This window comes from Croceicoccus pelagius, assembly GCF_001661915.1.
Taxonomy (GTDB): domain Bacteria; phylum Pseudomonadota; class Alphaproteobacteria; order Sphingomonadales; family Sphingomonadaceae; genus Croceicoccus; species Croceicoccus pelagius.
Genome location: NZ_LYWY01000030.1, coordinates 35375 through 56300, shown reverse-complemented (window position 1 = coordinate 56300; position 20926 = coordinate 35375). Strand labels below are relative to the sequence as shown.

Here is a 20926-nt window from a genome sequence, read left to right as displayed (position 1 = left end):
ATGCGGCGCGGACGGGCGCAACTTTTCCCCCTTCTATGGGCAGGGGCAGTTGTGTTCGCTCGCGCCAGCGAATAGCCAAACTCCATGGGAAACTGGTGGGGCGCAGACTCGATCACGATCGGCATACCCGCGCTGGTATTGCTCGGGCTGATCATGGCGTGCTGGACGGCGGCTGCCGTCTGGACGCTGATGGCTGCGCGCCACCGCCAAGGCTCCTCGCGCCGCGACCGGATGCAGATGCTCCGCATGGGCCGCATGATGGAGGAAGCACCCGCGCTCCCTCTCGTCGTCCGCGCCGACGGCAAGCTTGAGGCAGGCGCCCGGCTGGCGGGCTGGTTCGGGCTTGAGGAAATACCCAGGACACTCGACGGACTTGCCCGTGAAGGTGCCCGCGGCATCTGTCCGACCGAACTCGAAAAACTGAAAGAGAACGTGCAGCGGACGATGTCGTCCGCCTCGCCGTTCAAGATGATGCTCCACCCGATCGGCGAAGGTCATGCCTTGTCGGTCAGTGGTCACCTTGCCGATCCGCAAGTCGCGCGCGGCGGCGCGGTCGTACTGTGGGTCATTGACGCCAGCGATAGCGCGGCAGAGATCACGCGCCTTACCGACGCGTCGGAAAAGGCTATGGCTGACTTTTCGGCGCTTGTCGGCCTGATCGAGGCGGCTCCGATACCGATGTGGTTTCGCGGTGCCGATGCGCGGCTGCGGCTGGTCAACAGCGCATATGTCTCGGCCGTCGGCGGCGAAAGTGCCGAGGATGTCGTCGGCAATAACGTCGAACTGGTCGAGCCTGTCGAGGGGCTGAGCGCGTCCGAAGTCGCCATCCAGGCCCGCGAGAGCGGCCGTGCGATCCAGCGTAATGTCATGGTCACGATCGAGGGCGAACGCCGCGCCTACAAGGTCAGCGACTTGCCGGTGGGGAGCGAGGGCATCGCGGGCTATGCCATCGACGTCGAGGATCTCGAACAGCTCAACCGAGAATACCGCGCCTTCCGCGCGGCGCAGCGCGCCCTGCTGGACCAGATGTCGTCGGGCGTGGCGCAGTTCGATTCCTCACGGAACCTCATCTTCGTCAATCTGCCCATGCAGCGCACGTTCCGCCTGCCTGCCACGATCGGACAGGAGGCCACGCCGCTGAACGAAGTCTTCGAAATCATGCGCGATGGCGGGCGCCTGCCTGAAGTGCGCGATTTCCCCGCCTGGCGTAAGGAGAAAGAGGCCTGGTTCCTCGCGAGCGAGGTGAAGGACGAGGAATGGGTCCTTCCCGACGGCACCCATTTGCGCATCGTCGCTCAGCCGATGCCTGATGGTGGGCTGATGATGATCGTCGAGGACCGAACCGAACAACTGCAACTGGCCAGTGCGCGCGATACGCTGCTGCGCGTCCGTACGGCAACGCAGGACAGCCTGTTCGAAGGGCTGGTCGTGCTGGCCCCCGATGGCCGGTTGCAACTGTGGAACCGTCGTTTCGCGGCCGAATGGGGGCTTAGCGAGGAGTTCCTCGGCACACATCCGCATATCGATGCATTGCTGGAGGCGCTGAAGCCGCAGTTGGCGACCGAGGGTGATGCCCGCCGTATCGGCATGGTCATCGAAGCCGCGACCCTGCGCCGCGAGCAGTCTGGCGGTCGCGTCAGCCTTGCCGACGGTCGCACGCTGGCTTTGATGGGCGTGCCGCTGCCTGACGGCAACGGCATGCTGACCAGTCTCGACATTACCGACAGCCAGAAGGCCGAAGCCGCGCTTATGGAGCGAAACCAGGCTCTGGTCGAGGCGGACGCGGTCAAGACCCGCTTTCTTGCCAACATGAGCTACGAATTCCGCACGCCGCTGACTTCCATCACCGGCTTTGCCGAGATGCTGCGCGACGGCGTTGCGGGCGAGCTTTCAGAGACTGGTGCAGAATATGTCGCGGCCATTATCGATTCCACTGCGCGTCTGTCCGACCAGATCGAATCGGTTCTCGACCTGACGCAGAGCGAGGCGGGTCTGCTGCCTCTGACCCGCGAAGTGGTTGAACTCATGCCGCTCGTGACACGCCTGGTACACGACCGTGCCGCCCTGATCGAGGGTGCGGGGATTACGCTAAACCTGCGCGGAGATCGCAGTTCGGGGACCGTCCACGGCGACGCGCGCAGGCTGGCCCGCGCGATCGGCAACGTGCTGGACAACGCCATCGCGTCGAGCGGGCGGGGCGGGCGCGTCAATGTCGACCTCAAGCGTCGACGCGATGGGGCACAGGTCATCATTCATCACGTGCCCTGCGAGGAAGGCCCGGAGGCCGAGATGGCCCGCCAGAACGCAGGCCTCGGCCTGCCGCTCGCCCGTGAACTGATCGAGGCGCATGACGGAACTCTCGAATTCGTGCAGCACGCGCGTTCGGGCGTGACCGCGACGATCCGCCTTCCGTGACCGGGACCGCGACATATCCGCTCCCCGATGCCGGGGCGACCGCCGCGCTGGGCAGGCGGATCGCAGAGCGTCTGCGGGCAGGGGACGTCGTTGCGCTGTCTGGCGGACTTGGCGCTGGCAAGACCACGATGGCCCGCGCGATCATCGGCGCGCTGGGGCACGAAGGCGAAGTCCCGTCGCCCACCTTCGCGATCATCCAGACTTACGATGTGCCCTCGGTCAGCCTGCCGGTGGTCCATGCGGACTTTTACCGGCTAGAGGATCCGTCGGAGGCCGAGGAACTGGGCCTTGACGACTATCGCCAGGATGGCGCGCTGATTGCAGAGTGGCCGGAGCACGCAGGCGGTTTCGCGCATGAACGCGCCTGTCTGTCGATCCGGCTCGAAACGGCGGATGAAGGGCGGTTGGCGATTGTCGAGGCGGGGCCGGATTGGCTAGAGCGCATGCCATGACCGACCCTGCAAACGCCAAGACCGCATCCGACACCGCGCCGCCCCACGCCCGCGACTTCCTTGCCGAGGCAGGGTGGGGTTCGGCGAAGATAGAGGCGCTGGCCGGCGATGCCTCTTTCCGCCGCTATTTCCGCATCGACCGCGATGGCGAGAGCGCGATGCTGATGGATGCGCCGCCGCCGAACGAGGATCCGCGCCCGTTCCTGACTGCTGCGCGTTACCTGCTCGACCACGGCTTCCGCGCTCCGAGGATACTGGCCGAGGACGCAGCAAAGGGCCTCGTCCTGCTGGAAGATTTCGGTCACCGCCGAATGCGTGATCACCTTGACGATGCGCCCGACGACGAAACGCCGATCTATCGCGATGCGGTCAGCGTTCTGGCGCAGCTTCACCGCGCGCCTGCAGGGCCTTTTCGGCCATACGACCTCAACGAGTACTTGCGCGAGGCAAAGCTCTTTCCCGAGTGGTTCTGCGTCGCCCACGGGCTTGCCGTCGATGACGACGGTTACGAAGCCGCGTGGCGCGAAGTGCTGGCACCGCTGATCGAGAAGCAAGGGGCGGGCGTGACGGTATTGCGCGACTATCATGCCGAGAACATCATGCTTCTCGACGATGGCGACGGGTTCGAGGCGTTCGGACAGGGCCTGCTCGATTTCCAGGACGCGCTGGTCGGTCATCCTGCCTACGATCTCGTATCGCTGCTTCAGGACGCTCGGCGTGATGTCGATCCGGCGCTGGAGAGCGCGATGCTCGACCATTACCTTACCCATGTCGACGATGCCGAGACTTTCCTTGCCGACTACGCAAGGCTGGGCGCGCAGCGCAATGCCAAGATCGTGGGCATCTTCGTGCGCCTTTCGCGCCGCGACGGGAAGGACCGGTATCTGGACCTCATCCCGCGTGTCTGGGAGGCGATGGAGCGCGATCTTGCGCATCCTGCGCTCGGCCCCATCGCGCGTTGGATGGACGCCAACATTCCCGGCGAATTGAGAGCTGCGCGCGGGCAGACCGGCGCATGAGCGACCGGGTCAAACTGGGGCAGGAACCGCTCGCCTCCGACGTGGCGATGGTCATGGCCGCAGGGCTTGGCAAGCGGATGCGTCCGTTGACCGTCAGCCGCCCCAAGCCGATGGTGAAAGTCGCAGGTAAGCCGCTGCTCGACCATGCGCTCGACAGGCTTGCCTCGGCAGGGGTCGGACGCGCGATCGTCAATGTCCACTACCTCGCCGACGCGATCGAGGCGCACATGAAGCTGCGCAGCGAGCCAAAGGTCACGATCTCGGACGAGCGGGAGCAGTTGCTTGAAACCGGCGGCGGCCTTGTTAAGGCGCAGGACCTGCTTGGCGACACGTTCTTCTGCCTCAATTCCGACGCCATGTGGCTTGATGGGCCGCGCGATGTGTTCCGCCAGCTTTCGGTCAGCTGGAACCCGGAGAAGATGGACGCGCTGCTGCTGCTCGTTCCGCATCAGCGCGCGCACAACTACCGCGGGAAGGGCGACTTCCATCTCGACGCGATGGGCCGCGTGACGCGCCGCAAGTCGGGCCGCGTCGCCCCGTTCGTGTTCAGCGGCATTCAGCTTTGTTCGGCCAACCTCCTGCGCGATCCGCCACAAGAGGCGAAGTTCAGTACCAATTACTTCTGGTCCCGCGCGATCGAGGAAGGCCGTCTCTACGGCACCATCCACATGGGTGAGTGGATCGAGATCGGCCAGCCCGAACACATCGCTCCGGCCGAGGAGCTGTTCACGCGTGTCTGACGGCACGCGGCTCTCCCTCTATTCGATCGCAGCGCATCGCGGTTTCGCCGATGCGTTAGTCGCGGGTCTGATCCCGCGATACCTTGAAGACCGCTTCGGCCTTGCGCGGCTTACGCTGCTGCTGCCAAGCCGCCGCGCCATCCGCACCGTGACCGAGGCGTTCGTAAGGCTGTCGGGCAATGGCCTGCTGCTGCCACGCATGGCGGTGATCGGCGATATCGACCTCGACGAAACGCTCGGGCCCCTGCTCGACCCGATCGGGGAAGGGGCGGACATTCCGCCTGCCGCGGACCCGACGCGCCGCTGGCTCACGCTCGCCACGATGTTGCGGCAGGCGATGGAGGCCGAAGGGCTGACCGTTCCCGGCAAGGCCGCCCTGCTGCGTCAGGCCCGCGAAATTGCCCGGACGATGGACCGTCTGCTGGTCGAGAATATCGACCCCGACGACCTGATGGGTGAACGCGTCATTGGCATCGTCGGCGACCTGTCAAAGCACTGGGAGCGCAACCTGCGGCTCTTCATGATCGTCCAGCGGATGTGGCTGGCCGAGTTGCAGACACGGGGCGAGATCGATGCCCCTGCACGGCGCAATGCCCTCTTCGAACACGTGGCACGGCGCTGGGGCGAAACGCCCCCGAACCATCCCGTCGTCGCGGCGGGTATCACCAGTGCCAGCCCCGCCATCGCGCTGTTGTTGCGTACGATCGCGGGTCTTCCGGCAGGGGCGGTGATCCTTCCCGATCTCGACCTTTCGCTGGACGATGTGGTCTGGAACGCGCTGGGCAGTGCGGGGCATTCGGAAAACCCCGACGATCCGCCGCTGTCTCCGGGCGACGCGGTCACGCATCCGCAGTACCACCTTAAACTCCTGCTGAACCGCATGGGCGTGAACCGCGGCGAAGTGCGTCCTTGGCACAGGCGCGGGCTTGGCGCGGCTGCGCCCGAGCGTAGCAAGGCGATCTCGAACCTGTTCCTGCCGCCGGAAGAAAGCGCATCGTGGGTGGACTTGCCCGCGAACAGGCGCCGCCTTGCCGGTGTGCGGGTCATGGAGACCGCACACCCAGAGGAAGAGGCGCAGGCCATCGCGGTCCTCATCCGCGAGGCGCTTGAAGTGCCGGAGAGGCGTATCGCGCTGGTCACGCCCGATCGCGGGCTTGCCGGGCGCGTGATCGCGCATCTGGCACGCTGGAACGTGATCGCGGACGATTCCGCCGGCCGACCTTTGCCGCAGACTGTGGCGGGGCGACTGTTTCTTCACCTTGCCGAAGTCATGGGCACACGCGCCGCGCCGATCCCGCTGCTGTCGGCGCTGTCGCATCCGCTTGCGGGGACGCAAGGGGATGAGCGGCGACAATGGCTTGCCAACGCGCGCCAGTTCGACCTTGCCCTACGCGGGCCGAGGCTGGACGCGGGGCTCGGTCCGCTCGGCAATGCGGCGTTTGAACGCGCCCGCAAGCGCAGCGACGATGGCCTGGCGCAGTGGTGGCAAGGCGTTGCAGAGATGTTTGCACCTCTGGCTGCGATGGGCGATGCCGAGGAAGTCGACCTGGCCGAGGTGCTGGACTGCCTTGCGGCAACGGCCGAGAAGCTTTGCGGCACGCGCATCTGGGGCGAGGCCGACGGGCGCGTGCTTGCCTCGTTTGTCGAGGAACTGCGCGAGACCGCGAGGGCCGAACCTGCCGTGCTTGATCCTGCGGAAATTCCGGCCATGTTGCGTGACGCGATGGACCAGCAGTCTGTCCGCCCGCCGTGGGGCGGCCATCCGCGCATCGCCATCTATGGGTTGATCGAGGCGCGCATGAGCCGCGCCGATCTCGTCATCTGCGGGGGGCTGACCGAGGGTTCGTGGCCCGCGTCGGCTTCGTCCGACCCGCTGGTCGCGCCTGCCGTCTTGCGCGGGCTTGGCGTGCCGGGCGGCGATTTCCGCATCGGTCTTGCCGCACACGACCTTGCCGCCGCGCTCGGCGCGCCCGAAGTCGTGCTGAGCTACGCGGTCCGCGATGTCGGCGGGCCGGTCATCGCCAGCCGTTTCGTGCTGCGGGTGAAGGCCATGCTGGGCGACCAGTTCGAAAGCCACCGCGAGACCGAAGCGGTAAAGCTGGCCCGCGCGCTGGACGATACCGACCCGGCCCCACCATATCCGCGCCCCGAACCAAGGCCGGATGCCGAGCAGCGCAAAGTCGACATCAGTGCGACGGCGCTCGATCGGTTGCGGTCCGACCCCTACCAATTCTACGCCAGCCACATCCTCAAGCTGCGCTCGCTCGACGCGATCGATGAAGAGCCGACGCCCGCGTGGAAAGGCACCGTCGTCCACGACATCCTCGAGAAGTGGGAGAAGCGTCACAAGTGCGCGCCGGGGACCTTGCAGCCGCTAGCGCTTGAGGAGCTTGGCAAGTTGTCGGGCCATCCCTTCATGCGCGGACTGTGGCAGCCGAGATTGATGGCAGGGCTCGAATGGATCGAACAGGAGCAGGCCGGACTTGTCGAGGCAGGGCGTGAGGTCCTGCTTGTCGAGAAGTCGGGTGGGATGATGTTCAACGGCGTCAAGGTGACCGCCAAGGCCGACCGTATCGACCGCCTGCCCGACGGGACACTGGCGATCATCGACTACAAGACCGGCACACCGCCAAGCGCGTCGATGGTCGAACAGGGCTTTGCGCTTCAGCTCGGCACGACCGGCCTCATCGCGGAGAACGACGGGTTCGATGGCGTGAGCGGCACGCCGACGCATTTCGAATACTGGTCGCTTTCGCGGGGCAAGGAAGGGTTCGGCTATCGCGTCGAACCGATACCCGAGGGGCGTCGCAAGTCGGGCATCCCGCGTGAGGATTTCCTGCACGAAAGCGCGCGCTATCTCGGCGAGGCGATAGATACGTGGATTACGGGCGATGAGCCGTTCACGGCCCGCCTTAACCCCGATCTTGGCGGCTACAACGATTATGACCAATTGATGCGGCTTGACGAGTGGCAGGGGCGTGGCGATCTGGGCGCCAAGGAAGCCGGATCATGAGCGCGAAAGTATATCCGCTGCAGGACCGGCAGGCCGATGCCGTCGATCCGCGCGATACGGTGTGGCTTTCGGCCAGCGCGGGAACCGGCAAGACGCAGGTCCTGTCCGCGCGAGTTTTGCGCCTGCTGCTCCAGCCCGAGGTTGAGCCTTCGCAGATTCTGTGTCTGACTTTCACCAAGGCGGGCGCGGCGGAAATGGCGACGCGCGTGAACGACGTTCTGGCGAGCTGGGTGCGTGCGGATGACACGGCACTGGCCTCCGACTTGCGGAACATCGGCGCCAGCTTCGGCCCCGACGACATCGCACGGGCGCGGACGCGATTTGCGGCGGTGCTCGACTGTCCGGGGGGCGGACTCAGGATCGAGACGATCCATGCCTTTTCGCAGTGGCTGCTTTCCGCCTTTCCGCTCGAGGCGGGACTGGTCCCGGGAACGCGCCCGATGGAGGATCGCGACCGCGAACTCCTGCTGCGCGAGACGCTGTCCGATCTCCTGCTTGATGCCGAGGCGAGCGGCGACACGACATTGACCGATGCGCTGGCGACGCTTGCACTGCGGACCGACCAGTCGGGCGTCGAGCGGTTCCTGATGGCCTGCGCTGATGCGAGGACCGCGTGGGAAGGGCCGGGTGCGTGGCAACCGCCCCTGCTGCCGCGCGTGCACCGCCTGCTGGGTTTGCCGTCGGATCACGATGCCGGTGCCGTCCTGTCGCTTTGCGAGGATTCCGCTTTCGACGTCGAATCGCTGCGTCAGTGCCTTACCGCGCAACAGGAATGGGGCACAAAGACGGCAAACGAATTCTGCGACACGGTCGGCGCATGGCTCGCCAGCGACGGGGCGGGCAGGCTCGTCATGCTGGACGATTTGCGCAAGGTCGTCTTCACGCAAAAAGGCGATGTAAAGTCGCTCAAATCGGTCGTGAAGTTCCTGCCCGATTACGAGGAATACGCCCATCGCGTCGGTGCCTGCCTTGCCGAAGTAGAGCGGCTGCGGAACCTTGGCGAACTGGCCCAATGGCTCGCGCCCGCACTGACCCTGGGCCGCGCGTTCGCGCTGCGCTGGGCCGAGGCGAAGTCGCGCGAAGGATTGGTCGATTTCGATGACCAGATCCATGAGGCCGCGCGGCTGCTGAAGCGGTCCGACATGGCCAACTGGATCCGCTACAAGCTCGACCGGCGTTTCGATCACATCCTCATCGATGAGGCGCAGGATACGAACGCGGCGCAGTGGGACGTCATTGACGCGCTTACGGAGGAATTCTTCGCAGGCGAGGGCGCGAGGGGCGACCGTTCGCGCACACTCTTCGTCGTTGGCGATTACAAGCAGGCAATCTTCCGCTTTCAGGGCACCAGCCCCGAGAATTTCGAGGCCGCGAAGTTGCGCGTCAAAGGCCGCATCGACGCGGTGCGAGTGAACTTTGCCGAATTGCGCGGTGACGCGGAGGTTCGCCCCTTGCGCGAATACGGCCTCGGGCGAAGCTATCGCACGGCTCAGCCCGTTCTCGATTTCGTCGACGCGGCAATCGGCTCGATTGGTCCGGTGAACCTCGGGCTCAAGGATGATCCCGAACCGCATGTCGGCGAACAGCGACCCGGGCAAGTCGTGCTCTGGCGTGCGGTCGGCGTCGATCCGGGCGAGGACGAGGAACCAGAGGACGAACATTCCTGGCTTTCGCGCCCCGATCGCAAGGTGGCCGAGAACATCGCCGAACAGGTTCGCACTTGGCTGAGGGCCGGTTATCCGCTCGCCAAGGGCGGCGCGCGCAATGCGCAGGCGGGCGACATCATGATCCTGGTGCGCAAACGCAAGGAGCTCGCGGGCCTTATCGTCGCGCGGCTTCATGCCAAGGGTGTGCCGGTTGCGGGCGTGGACCGCTTGCGGCTCGGCGCGCCGCTGGCCGTGCGCGACCTGATGGCGGCGGTTCGCTTTGCCGCGCAGCCCAATGACGATCTCGCGCTCGCCTGCCTGCTGACTTCACCGCTGATCGGGTGGAGCCAGGATGACCTGCTGGAGCACGGCTATCGCAAAAACGGCAGGCTGTGGGATCACCTGCGAAGCGCGACTGATGCCGTGCCGCGCAGGGCCGTGGCGATGTTGCTGGACCTTTTGCAGAAAGCCGACTTCACGCCGCCACAGGCGTTGCTCCATTGGATGCTCGTCGGCCCGTGGCAGGGGCGCAAGCGGCTTGTCGCGCGGCTGGGCAAGGAGGCGAACGACCCGATTGACGAACTGCTGAATGCAGCCCTCGCCTTCTCGGCCAGCAACGTGCCGAGCCTTGCGGGCTTCATCCGCTGGTTCGATGCAGGCGACGGCGAGTTGAAGCGCGAGGCCGAGCAGCAGGGCGGGCTGGTCCGCGTGATGACGGTCCACGGCTCGAAGGGTTTGCAGGCTCCGATAGTCATCCTCGCCGATGCGGCGGACGATCCCGACATGTCCCCGCCGCGCACGCTGGAACTGGAAGAGCCGGGCGATGCCGCGCTGGGCTTTGCGACGCGCGCTTTGCCGCTGCCCGGACTTCGCAAGGAAGAGAGGCTGGGCCGAATTGCCGAGGCGCAGGACGCGGCGAAGCAGGCCGAGGACGAGGAACACTGGCGCCTGCTCTATGTCGCGATGACGCGCGCGGAAGAGGCGCTGTTCGTGGCTGGCGCGCTTTCGACGCGGCGCAAGGAAATACCGGAGAAAAGCTGGTACGCCGCGCTGGAGCAGTTGTTCGACGAGGACTGGGTGGAGAACCCGGTCTGGGGTGCATCGAAGCACTGGGGCGTCGAGGCAGAGGCGCGGCCGGGAATGCCGAAGGGTGCCGCGCAGTCGCTGCTGCCGCTTGTGCCTGCATGGTTGACGCGGTCGGTGGGGGAAGAACCGCGCCCGCCGCGTCCGCTTGCGCCTTCTTCGCTGGGTGAGCACGAAGCGCCTGATCCACCCCTGCCGCCCGGAACGGGTATCGATGCGGCCAGGCGCGGCGTGCTGATCCACCGGTTGCTGGAACGGCTGCCGGAACTGGACGTCGCCGCGCGCGAGGCTGCGGCGGGCAAGTGGTTGGCGCGTCAGGCCAGCGATTTGCCAGAGGACCTGCGCGCCGAGATGGTTGCGGCGGCGCTTGCAACGCTCACCGACCCGCACTTCGCCGACGTGTTCGGCCCTGACGCCCTGGCTGAAGTTCCGCTTGCTGCGGTCGTCGGCGGGCAGGTCGTGGCGGGTACCATCGACCGGCTTTGCCTGCCCGAAGGGGATGCGCCGATCCGGATCGTAGATTTCAAGACCGCGCGCCGTCCGCCCGCGACGCTGGACGACGTGCCGGTCGCCTATATCCGCCAGATGGCGGCCTATGTCTGCGCGCTGGAGGCGATCCATCCGGGGCGGCGGATCGAGGCGGCGCTGCTCTACACCCATGCCCCGCACCTCTTCGTCCTGCCCGACGAATTTCTCGACCCCGAAAAGGCACGGTTACGCGGGGGCTAGAAAAGCTTGGCCATTCGCGGATTGCGCTTGGCCGCACGGCTCCTATCTTGGGGCCAAGATATTTATCGGAGAATTACCCCATGCCGACCAAAGCCGTAACCGACGCCAGCTTCCAGAGCGACGTTCTGGATTCCGACAAGCCCGTGCTCGTCGATTTCTGGGCGGACTGGTGCGGTCCGTGCAAGATGATCGCGCCCGCGCTGGAGGAGATCAGCGACGAACTGGCCGACAAGGTCACGATCGCCAAGGTCGACATCATGGAAAACACCGACATCGCCGCCAAGATGGGCGTTCAGTCGATCCCGCTGATGGTCCTGTTCAAGAACGGCGAACCGGTCGCGAACAAGCTCGGCGCGGCGCCCAAGGGCGCGCTCAAGGCCTGGCTCGAAGGCGAACTCTAAGCGTTAAGGCGCTCGGCCAGTTCGTCCCACAGGGCCGGGCTGGCCGCGCCGATCATGCCTTTGCGGTCCCATTCGTCGGTCCGGTAAGGCGAACCGTCGGGACGGGCGACCTTGCCGCCTGCCTCGTTCAGCCACAGCGCTCCTGCCGCGTGGTCCCAGGCAAGGGTTCTTTCGAAAATCGACAGATCGTTCACGCCCAGTGCCAGCCGCGGGTACTGTTCGGCGGCGCAATAGGGAATGTCGGCCAATTCGTAGAATGGCGCGATCGATGCCTTCACGCGTTCGCGCTGCGCGTCGTCCATGAACACCATCGAGATCGCCGCGACGGGCGGGTTCTGGCCGGTCGTGCGGGCGCTCACGCGCGCGCCATCGATAAAGGCGCCTTCGCCAAGGCGCGCGTGGCATAGGCGCTTCTGGATCGGATCCCAGATCCACCCGGCCTGAGTTTCACCGTTTTCAGCCAGCGCGATCATCAGACCGAACGGCGGCTTTCCGGCGGCGAAATTGCGCGTGCCGTCGATGGGGTCGATGATCCAACACAGGCTGTCACCAAGCCGCTCGATCAGAGAGGGATCAGCATGACAGGCCTCTTCGCCGACGATGGCCGCTTCGGGCAGGATGCGGGCGAGGCCTTCTGACAGCCGAATCTCGCTCTCACGGTCGGCTACCGTGACAAGGTCACCCGGTTCCTTCTCGATGATCTCGTGACTGGCAAGGGCCTGATAACGCGGCATGACGACGCTGTCGGCCACTTCGCGCATCAGCGCGTGGACCTGCCGGGTCAGGCTGTCGGTCACGTGCGGTAGTCCGCGTTGATCGAGATGTATCCGTGCGTCAGGTCGCAGGTCCAGACGGTCGCCGTGCCGTCGCCAAGGCCCAGGTCCACATCCATGCGGATATCCTGCCCCTTGAGGTGCGCTGCCACCGGAGCCTCGTCGTAATCGGCCAGCGGCAGCCCGTTCTTCGCCGCCCATACCCCGCCGAAGCCGATTGAAAGCTTGTCGCGGTCCGCCGGTTCGCCGGCCTTGCCGACCGCCATGACGACGCGGCCCCAGTTGGCGTCCTCGCCTGCGATGGCGGTCTTCACCAGCGGCGAGTTCGCAATGGCGAGCCCGACGCGGCGGGCGCTTTCGTCAGAGACAGCGCCGGACACGGCAATCTCGATGAACTTCTGCGCGCCTTCGCCATCGCGCACGACGAGTTGCGAGAGCTGGCGGCAAACGTCATGGATTGCGGCGGCAAAGGCATCTGCACCGGGGCTGTCTGGGCCGGTCAGTTCTTCGTTGCCCGCCTTGCCCGTGGCGAAGGCCAGCACGGTGTCGCTGGTCGAGGTATCGCTATCGACCGTGATGCATGAGAACGTGGCCTCGTTCGCGGCGGACAGGCACTGTTGCAGGAACGCCGGAGAGACATTCGCATCGGTGAAGATATAGCCCAGCATCGTCGCCATGTCGGGCGCGATCATGCCGCTGCCCTTGATGACGGCACTGATTTCGATGCGGGTGCCGCCGATCATGGCGCTGGCAGTCGCGCCCTTGGCGAAAGTGTCGGTCGTGCCGATGGTTTCGGCCACCGCTTCCCATGTGCACGGTTCGGCAGCCAGCGCATTGGCGACGCCTTCCTGCGCCTTGTCCTTGGGTAGGGGCACGCCGATAACGCCGGTGGATGACACGAAGACATCGCTGGGTTCGCAGCCGAGATGGGCCGCGACTTGCGCCATGATCTGCTCCACCGCCTCGCGTCCGCGATAGCCGGTAAAGGCATTCGAATTGCCCGCGTTGACAACCAGCGCACGGGCGCGTCCAAGCTTTACCTGCTCGCGGCCCAGCTCCACCTCGCTCGAACAGCAGACGTTCCTGGTGAAGACGCCCGCGACGCTCGTTCCCTCGGCCAGTTCGACATATGTCAGGTCGCAGCGGTCCCAGGTCTTGTACCGGGCGCGGGCGACGCGTGGCACGGCCCCCTCGATCGGCGGCATGGCGGGGAAGGGGCGGGCGAGCGGCGAGGTGTCCATATCCCGCGCGGGTTAGCGCCGCCCTTGTGCCGCGACAAGCGGGCATCGCACGAAGCTTCGTGCATCTCTTGCGGATTTTGCGGCATTGCGGGTGGATTTTGGGGTGCGGCGACCTTATCTTGCAGCCCGCATGAAACGGTTTCTTGCCTATATCGCCCTGATGCTGGGGCTTGCCGCGCTGGTTTCGCCCGCGCATGCACGCCTGCATTACGAGGCCGGGCGCGCGGAAATCTCGCGCGTAGACCGCCCCGCTACGGGGATCGAGGCCATCCGCCGTAACGCGGAGGAAACCGACCCGAGCACGAGCAGGGCCAGGCGCAACCGCGATCTTGGCGCCCCTGCGAGCAGCCGTCCGCGCACGGTTATGGTGCCGGTGATCATGCTGGCCGACCGGCCGCTCGAATAGCATTTCCTAAGCGGCAGGCGATCGGTCCTGCGCGCTTTTTCATGCCATTTCCCGGCGTGCTGCAACCGCGCGCGCCTATCCAGCACATAGCACGGCCCGCGCCCGCCGCCGGCCAAGATCTAAGGAAACCTCGAGCCATGTTCGGATCGATTGCCAAAAACCTCTTCGGTTCCTCCAACGACCGTTACGTCAAGTCGATGGGTAAGACCGTCGCCCAGATCAATTCGCTTGAACCCACTTACGAGGCGATGAGCGACGAGGATCTCCAGAACCAGACCGTCCTGTTCCGCCAACGCCTTGATGCCGGCGAGACGCTTGACCAGCTTCTTCCCGAGGCTTTTGCCGTTGTGCGCGAAGCTTCGAAGCGCGTCTTCGGGATGCGCCACTTCGACGTGCAGATGATTGGCGGTATCGCGCTTCATCGCGGTGAAATCGCGGAAATGCGTACGGGCGAGGGCAAGACGCTTGTCGCGACCCTCGCGACCTATCTCAACGGTCTGTCGGGCAAGGGCGTCCATGTCGTCACCGTCAACGACTACCTCGCCCGCCGCGACGCGGAATGGATGGGGCAGCTCTATCGCTGGCTGGGCCTGACAGTCGGCGTGATCGTGCCCAACATGCATGAACAGGACCGCCGCGCGTCCTACGCCTGCGACATCACTTATTCGACCAACAACGAACTTGGCTTCGACTACCTGCGCGACAACATGAAGCAGTCGCGCGACCAGCAGGTCCACCGCCCGTTCAACTACGCGATCGTCGACGAGGTCGACTCGATCCTGATCGACGAGGCGCGCACCCCGCTCATCATCTCCGGCCCGACCGAGGACAAGTCCGAACTTTATGTCGCGATCGACAAGGTCGTAAAGCGTCTGGACGAAGAGGATTTCGAGAAGGACGAGAAGACCAAGAACATTACTCTGACCGAGGACGGTACCGAGAAGGTCGAGAAGATCCTGTTCGACGAAGGCTATCTCGAGACAGAGAACCTCTACGACTACGAGAACACGCAGGTCGTCCACCACATCGACCAGGCCCTGAAGGCCGTGCACATGTTCAAGCGCGACACCGACTATATCGTGAAGGACGACAAGGTCGTCATCATCGACGAGTTTACCGGCCGCATGATGGACGGTCGTCGCTGGTCCAACGGCCTGCACCAGGCCGTCGAGGCCAAGGAAGGCGTGAAGATCGAGCCCGAGAACCAGACGATGGCCTCGATCACGTTCCAGAACTACTTCCGCATGTACCCCAAGCTTTCGGGTATGACCGGCACAGCTGCGACCGAGGCGGCGGAATTCTTCGACATCTACAAGCTGAATGTTGTCGAAATCCCGACCAACGTCCCGATCCAGCGCATCGACGAGGAAGACCAGTTCTTCAAGAACACCCACGACAAGTTCCGTGCCATCGCGAAGTCGATCCGTGATCATAACGAGAAGGGCCAGCCGGTCCTCGTCGGTACGGTCTCGATCGAGAAGTCGGAACTGCTGTCCAAGTTTCTCGAAGAGGAAGGCGTCACGCACAACGTCCTCAACGCCCGCATGCACGAGAGGGAAGCGCATATCGTCGCGCAGGCCGGACGCATCGGCGCGGTGACGATTGCGACCAACATGGCGGGCCGCGGGACCGACATCCAGCTGGGCGGTAACGTTGATTTCCGGGTCGAGGACGAACTGTCCGAGATGCCCGAAGGGCCCGAGCGCGATGCCGCCGTGGCGAAGATCAAGGAAGAAGTCGCTGCCGAGCGTCAGCGCGTGCTCGACGCGGGCGGTCTCTTCGTGCTCGGCACCGAGCGTCATGAAAGCCGCCGCATCGACAACCAGCTGCGCGGCCGTGCAGGCCGGCAGGGCGACCCGGGCCTTTCGCGTTTCTACCTCTGCCTCGAAGATGACCTGCTGCGGATCTTCGGTCCCGACACGCTTTTTGCCAAGATGATGAACTCGAACCTCGAGGATGGCGAGGCGATCGGGTCCAAGTGGCTGTCGAAGGCCATCGAGACCGCTCAGAAGAAGGTCGAGGCACGCAACTACGACATTCGCAAGCAGGTCGTCGAATACGACAACGTGATGAACGACCAACGCAAGGTTATCTACGAACAGCGCGAAGACATCATGGATTCCGAGACGGTCGACGATGTCGTCGTCGACATGCGCAACGACACCGTCAATGCGCTCGTCGGTTCGGCGTGCCCTCCGGGATCCTATCCCGAACAGTGGGACGTCGATGGCCTGAAGGAAAAGATCGAGGAAATCTTCGGTGAGCCGGCCCCCATCGACGCCTGGATGGAAGAGGACGGGATCGAGCCGGAAGATATCGAGCAGCGCCTGGCCGCGATGGCTGATGCCAAAATGGATGCGAAGCTCGCCGAGACCGACCCCTCGATCTGGCGTCAGGTCGAAAAGTCGGTCTTGCTCGACCGGCTCGACTATCACTGGAAAGAACACCTCGCCACGCTCGACGCGCTGCGCCAGGTGGTGTTCCTGCGCGCCTATGCGCAGAAGACGCCGATCAACGAGTACAAGCAGGAAGCCTTCGGCCTGTTCGAGCGTATGCTGGAACAGATCCGTGAGGACGTGACCAAGATCCTGCTGACCAGCCAACTGCGCATGGCAGAGCCCGAACCTGCTCCGCTGCCCGAACTGCCCGACTTCCTGACTAACCCCGACCTGATGACGGGCCATATCGACCCGCTGACCGGCCTCGACAACTCGAACGATGGCGATGGTTCTTCCCAGCGTGCGGCGCTGTTCGGTGCGCTGGCCGGTTCGACGTTCGCACAGGCCGGTCCCGGCGGTGCCGAGAGCGAGAACCCATGGAAAGACATGGACATTTCGCGCAATGCGCCTTGCCCCTGCGGATCGGGCAACAAGTACAAGCACTGCCACGGCGCAGCCGCCTGAAGAACCAAACGAAAAGCCGGGTCGGAACACCACCAACCCGGCTTTTTTCATGAAAATCGGCCTTGCGTGACACGGATCGCGCCATAGTCACGATTGCGTCATAGAAGCGCGGCATCTGCCCTTGGAATTGACAGTTTCCGGGGGCCATGCGTGGACGTCGTCAACATCTTCCTGAGCGATCCGATCGGCGAGATTCTCGAGCCGTTCGATCACGACGGCGTACGCTTCACGTTCGACAAGCTCGATTGCAACGGCCCGCGCCGTCTGGTCGACGGGCAGATGTGGGCTTTCGTCGACTGGGTCATGGACGAGTGTTCGGGCCTCGAGTTGTGCCGCCGGCTTCGGGCCGATCCGCGCACCGAGAATTCGCACATCACGATGGTGCTTGAGGAAGACGATGCAGAGGATCGTCGCCGTGCCCTGCGCGCAGGGGCCGACGATTATCTCGTCGGTCCGCTGGATCGGACCATAGTGCTCGACCGCGTCTTCGCCTTGCAGGACCGTGGACGCCCGCGGCACGTGACGCAGCAGATCAGGCTAGGCGATCTCGTGATTGACCTTATGGCGCTTCAGGCGCGCTGGAAGGACAAGGCGATCGCGCTGCGCCCTAACGAATTTCGCTTGCTGCGCTTCTTTGTCGAGAACCCAGACCGCGTGCTGACCCGTCTCGAACTGATCGAGGGGCTGGGCAAGCTCGACCCGCCTATCGACGAGCGTACCGTGGACGTGTGGATCGGCCGCCTGCGCCGTGCGCTGAAGAACGTGGGCGCAGGGGATATTCTGCGCACCGTCCGCGCCATGGGTTACGTTCTGGACAGCCCCTCGGGCGCCTGAAGGGTCAGATCGGCGGGGCGGCGAACTGGCCGTAGTAGTCGAAGACCTTTGCCAGCTTCACGTCCGGCGTCGCTCCTCCGAACTCTTCCAGTTCGCTTGCGTCGTAGTGCGGTGCGTCCTCCAGCTCCTGCCGGCTGAGCGGCACGATGAAGCCTTTCTGGCCCGCATCGTAGCGCAGGATCGACCAGGGTAGCGGGTGGAGGCGGTTTCCCACGCCCAGGAAGCCACCGAACGACATGATTGCATGTTCGACCTGTCCGGTTTCCCGGTCGATCGACAGGTCCTTGATATGCCCGACCAGCCAGCCGTCTTCGTTGAAGACGGGCGTATGCTCAACCCGGCTGGCCAGGATCAGCTTATGATCGTGTGCCATGTGCCATTCCTCTCTCAGAGGACGGCATCATACGCTTTTTCGCCGCTTTGCGCCAATCCCGCCAGACGCAGGGAAGGACGGCAAAAAAGACCCGGGCTTTCACTGGGAAACGAAAACCCGGGTACAGTGATGTCCTGCAAAGGGGCAGGGTGGTTCGTCAGAATTCCATCGAAACGCCCAGCGAGAAGCTGGTGCCGACCGCATAAGTGTTGTTCTCGATGCGGTACTGGTCGTTCGCCTGGTATTCGAAATTGTCGCGTCCGAAGATGTTGCGCGCCTCGAACTCGAGTTCGACCGGAACGCCCATGAAGTCGGCACCCTGGCGAGCAACGAAGTCCACGGTCAGGCCGGGGTTTTCGATGATGTCGGGACGCTGGAAGTCGCGGCGGGTCACGCGCTTGCTTGCATAGCTCAGCAGGAACGTGAACTGCGACAGTTCCTCGGTATCCTCAAGGCCAAGCTGCAGGTTCGCGATGTGGTCGGACTGGCCGGTCATCGGATCGCCCGGATCGACAAAATTCGACACCAGCGTCTCGCTGCCCGGGATCAGCGTGGTATCGCCGTCCGAATAGCTGAGTTCCGACTTGGTGTAGGTATAGTTGGCGATCGTAACGAACTGCTTGTTCATGAACCAGCCGCCCATGTCGAACAGGTCGACACTGTACTGGACCTCGAGTTCGGCGCCGTAAAGCTCGGCCTGAGGAACGTTGGCGAAGGTGGTGTAGCGTCCGCCACCCGGCAGCGAGAGCACGATGGCCTCGATCGGGTTGTCGATCTTCTTGTAGAAGCCGGCGAGGCTGATGTGATCCTGCCCGGCGATGTAGTATTCGGCGCGTGCTTCCAGGTTCAGCAGTTCGCTGTCAGACAGGAAGGGGTTGCCGCGATACTGGCGGTTGTTGTCCGGATCGAAGTAGGTCTGCTCGACCAGTTCGCGGAATTGCGGGCGGGCGATGGTCTTTGACCCTGACACGCGGAACTGAAGCTGGTCGCTCGCTTCCCACGTTACGGTTGCGGCCGGCAGGAAGTAGTCGTTTGCGATATAGGTCTCGTTCGCGCCGACGATCGGCGTGTTGAAGACCGACTGGTCGAGAGCGACCGTCTGGGTCGCGTCTTCGTAGCGCACGCCTAGATCGACCGTGACGGTATCGACCGGCAGGTAGCTGATCTTGCCGTAACCCGCATGGATTTCCAGACCTGCGTCGAAGGCCGGGAAGTTGGTGGTTTCCGAAAGGCCAACGGCAAAGCCTGCAAGGCTCGCACCGTTGATCAGGTCGCCCGGACGACGCAGCGAAAGCGCAGTCAGCACTTCCTGCGTCAGGCCGAGGCCGACCGTGTTCGGGTCGGTCGCCATCTGCAGCTGGAACTCGCGGCGGGTCGAATAGCGGCTCGTGTCCGAGTACGCATAGCCGACAGTGCCGGTGAGATTGTCGAGCAGCTCGTAGCTGGCATCAATGCCGCCGAACCAGAGCTTTTCGGTGAGGTCGTCAAAAGCCGAGGTGATCGGGTCGACGTTGTTGATCTGATTGGTGACGTTGGCGACGTAGTAGTCACCCGTCGGCGTATCGAGGTTCGTCTTCACGTAGTTGAAAGTGAGGTTGTACGGCGCCTCGCGGTCCGTCTGGGCATAGCCGCCACGAAGGTCGAGCGAGAAGCGGCCGAACTCGAACTCGCCCACGAACTGGCTGTCGATCAGCTGTCGTTCGTACCAGGCGGTGTTCTGCTCAACGAGGTCGTAGTCGTCCTCATACGCATAGCCCACGCCCAGCGATGCCTGTTTCAGGGAGTCGCGGATGTAGAGGTTGGTCCAGCGCAGCGTGTGATCGCCGATGTCGAGCCCGACGCCGAGCAGCGCGTTCAGAAGCACGCGGTTGTCGGTGATGAACGTCGTCATCTCGTCGGTGATTTCCGACAGGTCGGTCGTGGCCTGCTGCGACAGCACCGAACGGTTGCGCCAGCTGTTCTTGAGGCCGACCGTCGCCACGACGCCCAGAACACCGTCGCTGCCGACGTCCATCGATGTGCCCGCCGTGACCGAACCCGAGAAGTTGGGCGGCAGGTTGCCGTCCTTCGTCACGGTTGCGAGGTTGAGCGGGAAGAGCTGCGCCGCGATGCCTTCCTGCACGTCGGTCGAGACGTTCTGAAGACGTTCGCCGCTGTCGATGAAAGCCTGCAGGTTCGACGGCACGTCGCGGTTGCCGTTGTCGAAACCGACCCAGTCGAGGTCGGAACCGTAGTAGGTAAGCCCCTCCTGACCCAGCGTACGGTTGTCGCCACCGGCCGATGCCGAGATCTTGAGGAAGGATTCGTCGGGAATTGCGCGGGTCGTCAGGTTGATGACACCGCCGCCAAATTCACCGGGGAAGTTGGCCGAGTAGGTCTTCTGCACCAGCGAGGATGCGATGACGTTGGTCGGGAAGATGTCGAGCGGAACGACGCGGCTGAGCGGTTCCGGGCTCGGCAGCGGGAGGCCGTTCAGCATGGCGAGTGAATAGCGATCGCCAAGGCCGCGGACATAGACGCGGCCCGAGCCGACCACGGTCAGGCCTGTCACGCGGCTAAGGGCACCTGCGATGTCGCCTTCGCCGGTGCGCGCGATGTCTTCGGCCGAGAGGACCGATACGACTTGCGTAGAGGCCCGGACAGGATCGCGGTTGCGGCGACCGGTCACGATGATCGCGCCGCCCGGGATGGAGACGTCGGGGCCTTCGTCGTAGGTTTCTTCACCCAGCTCGTCCTGAGCGGGGTCCACCTGTTCGAGCATTTCCTGTTCGGCGGCTTCGGTGCTCGGGTCGTCGCCCGGCGGAACGCCAATGTCTTGCGCGAACCCGCAAACCGGGAATGAGAGCGCGGTGGTCAGCATAAGCAGCCCCGCAAGGCGCTGGCCGGTGGACATGGTGT

The 20926-nt window shown here is 64.4% G+C and carries 14 protein-coding genes; 10 read left to right on the top strand and 4 right to left on the bottom strand.

Translation table 11 applies throughout. The features are described from left to right. The first annotated feature begins 84 nt into the window (after nucleotides 1-84). The 7 genes from A9D15_RS05345 (at nucleotide 85) to trxA (ending at nucleotide 11498) form a co-directional block, all read left to right on the top strand. Entirely contained in the window at nucleotides 85-2415 is a 2331-nt protein-coding gene (locus tag A9D15_RS05345; RefSeq protein ID WP_066762700.1) for a sensor histidine kinase, read from the top strand. Then, nucleotides 2412-2867, top strand: coding sequence for a tRNA (adenosine(37)-N6)-threonylcarbamoyltransferase complex ATPase subunit type 1 TsaE (gene tsaE / locus A9D15_RS05340; RefSeq protein WP_066762696.1), 456 nt, complete (start codon nucleotides 2412-2414; stop codon nucleotides 2865-2867). The genes A9D15_RS05345 and tsaE overlap by 4 nt, the downstream gene beginning before the upstream one ends. After that, a complete protein-coding gene (locus A9D15_RS05335) occupies nucleotides 2864-3886 on the top strand; it encodes an aminoglycoside phosphotransferase family protein (protein WP_066762694.1) in 1023 nt (340 codons plus the stop codon). Before tsaE ends, A9D15_RS05335 begins: the two co-directional genes overlap by 4 nt. Continuing rightward, nucleotides 3883-4626, top strand: a complete 744-nt coding sequence (locus tag A9D15_RS05330; protein ID WP_066762692.1) for a nucleotidyltransferase family protein — start codon at nucleotides 3883-3885, stop codon at nucleotides 4624-4626. The genes A9D15_RS05335 and A9D15_RS05330 overlap by 4 nt, the downstream gene beginning before the upstream one ends. Further along, nucleotides 4619-7639: a double-strand break repair protein AddB gene (gene addB / locus A9D15_RS05325; RefSeq protein ID WP_066762690.1), complete on the top strand. Its 3021-nt coding sequence runs from the start codon at nucleotides 4619-4621 to the stop codon at nucleotides 7637-7639. The genes A9D15_RS05330 and addB overlap by 8 nt, the downstream gene beginning before the upstream one ends. Continuing rightward, entirely contained in the window at nucleotides 7636-11097 is a 3462-nt protein-coding gene (gene addA, locus A9D15_RS05320) for a double-strand break repair helicase AddA (RefSeq protein WP_066762688.1), read from the top strand. Before addB ends, addA begins: the two co-directional genes overlap by 4 nt. A gap of 80 nt (nucleotides 11098-11177) precedes the next feature. Beyond that, on the top strand, nucleotides 11178-11498 hold the full coding sequence (trxA, locus tag A9D15_RS05315; protein WP_066762686.1) for a thioredoxin: 321 nt from the start codon (nucleotides 11178-11180) through the stop codon (nucleotides 11496-11498). On the opposite strand, the gene A9D15_RS05310 is transcribed toward trxA, so the two are convergent. After that, nucleotides 11495-12295: an inositol monophosphatase family protein gene (locus tag A9D15_RS05310; RefSeq protein WP_373283511.1), complete on the bottom strand. Its 801-nt coding sequence runs from the start codon at nucleotides 12293-12295 to the stop codon at nucleotides 11495-11497. The two genes, trxA and A9D15_RS05310, sit on opposite strands and share 4 nt — an antisense overlap. Further along, nucleotides 12292-13512, bottom strand: a complete 1221-nt coding sequence (argJ, locus tag A9D15_RS05305) for a bifunctional glutamate N-acetyltransferase/amino-acid acetyltransferase ArgJ (protein ID WP_066762683.1) — start codon at nucleotides 13510-13512, stop codon at nucleotides 12292-12294. Before argJ ends, A9D15_RS05310 begins: the two co-directional genes overlap by 4 nt. A 130-nt stretch (nucleotides 13513-13642) precedes the next feature. Here argJ and A9D15_RS05300 point away from each other — a divergent pair, with 130 nt between their 5' ends. The 3 genes from A9D15_RS05300 (at nucleotide 13643) to A9D15_RS05290 (ending at nucleotide 17655) form a co-directional block, all read left to right on the top strand. After that, nucleotides 13643-13918 carry a hypothetical protein gene (locus A9D15_RS05300; protein WP_066762680.1) on the top strand — a complete coding sequence of 92 codons (276 nt, stop codon included), beginning with the start codon at nucleotides 13643-13645 and terminating at the stop codon, nucleotides 13916-13918. 137 nt (nucleotides 13919-14055) lie between these two features. Next, nucleotides 14056-16821 (top strand): preprotein translocase subunit SecA, encoded by a 2766-nt coding sequence (gene secA, locus A9D15_RS05295; RefSeq protein ID WP_066762673.1) that lies wholly within the window; start codon nucleotides 14056-14058, stop codon nucleotides 16819-16821. Between the two features lie 150 nt (nucleotides 16822-16971). Continuing rightward, nucleotides 16972-17655, top strand: coding sequence for a response regulator transcription factor (locus A9D15_RS05290; RefSeq protein ID WP_066762661.1), 684 nt, complete (start codon nucleotides 16972-16974; stop codon nucleotides 17653-17655). Nucleotides 17656-17659: 4 nt separating this feature from the next. On the opposite strand, the gene A9D15_RS05285 is transcribed toward A9D15_RS05290, so the two are convergent. After that, nucleotides 17660-18028, bottom strand: a complete 369-nt coding sequence (locus tag A9D15_RS05285; protein ID WP_066762658.1) for a PRC-barrel domain-containing protein — start codon at nucleotides 18026-18028, stop codon at nucleotides 17660-17662. A 157-nt stretch (nucleotides 18029-18185) separates the two neighbouring features. Beyond that, entirely contained in the window at nucleotides 18186-20921 is a 2736-nt protein-coding gene (locus A9D15_RS05280; protein ID WP_066762655.1) for a TonB-dependent receptor domain-containing protein, read from the bottom strand. Between the last annotated feature and the right edge of the window lie 5 nt (nucleotides 20922-20926).

Bases quoted from the DNA above. Each gene is read 5' to 3' on its own strand.
- A9D15_RS05345 (WP_066762700.1), top strand. From the start codon at position 85: ATGGGAAACTGGTGGGGCGCAGACTCGATCACGATCGGCATACCCGCG.
- A9D15_RS05335 (WP_066762694.1), top strand. From the start codon at position 2,864: ATGACCGACCCTGCAAACGCCAAGACCGCATCCGACACCGCGCCGCCC.
- A9D15_RS05330 (WP_066762692.1), top strand. From the start codon at position 3,883: ATGAGCGACCGGGTCAAACTGGGGCAGGAACCGCTCGCCTCCGACGTG.
- addA (WP_066762688.1), top strand. From the start codon at position 7,636: ATGAGCGCGAAAGTATATCCGCTGCAGGACCGGCAGGCCGATGCCGTC.
- trxA (WP_066762686.1), top strand. From the start codon at position 11,178: ATGCCGACCAAAGCCGTAACCGACGCCAGCTTCCAGAGCGACGTTCTG.
- argJ (WP_066762683.1), bottom strand. From the start codon at position 13,512: ATGGACACCTCGCCGCTCGCCCGCCCCTTCCCCGCCATGCCGCCGATC.
- A9D15_RS05300 (WP_066762680.1), top strand. From the start codon at position 13,643: ATGAAACGGTTTCTTGCCTATATCGCCCTGATGCTGGGGCTTGCCGCG.
- secA (WP_066762673.1), top strand. From the start codon at position 14,056: ATGTTCGGATCGATTGCCAAAAACCTCTTCGGTTCCTCCAACGACCGT.
- A9D15_RS05285 (WP_066762658.1), bottom strand. From the start codon at position 18,028: ATGGCACACGATCATAAGCTGATCCTGGCCAGCCGGGTTGAGCATACG.
- A9D15_RS05280 (WP_066762655.1), bottom strand. From the start codon at position 20,921: ATGTCCACCGGCCAGCGCCTTGCGGGGCTGCTTATGCTGACCACCGCG.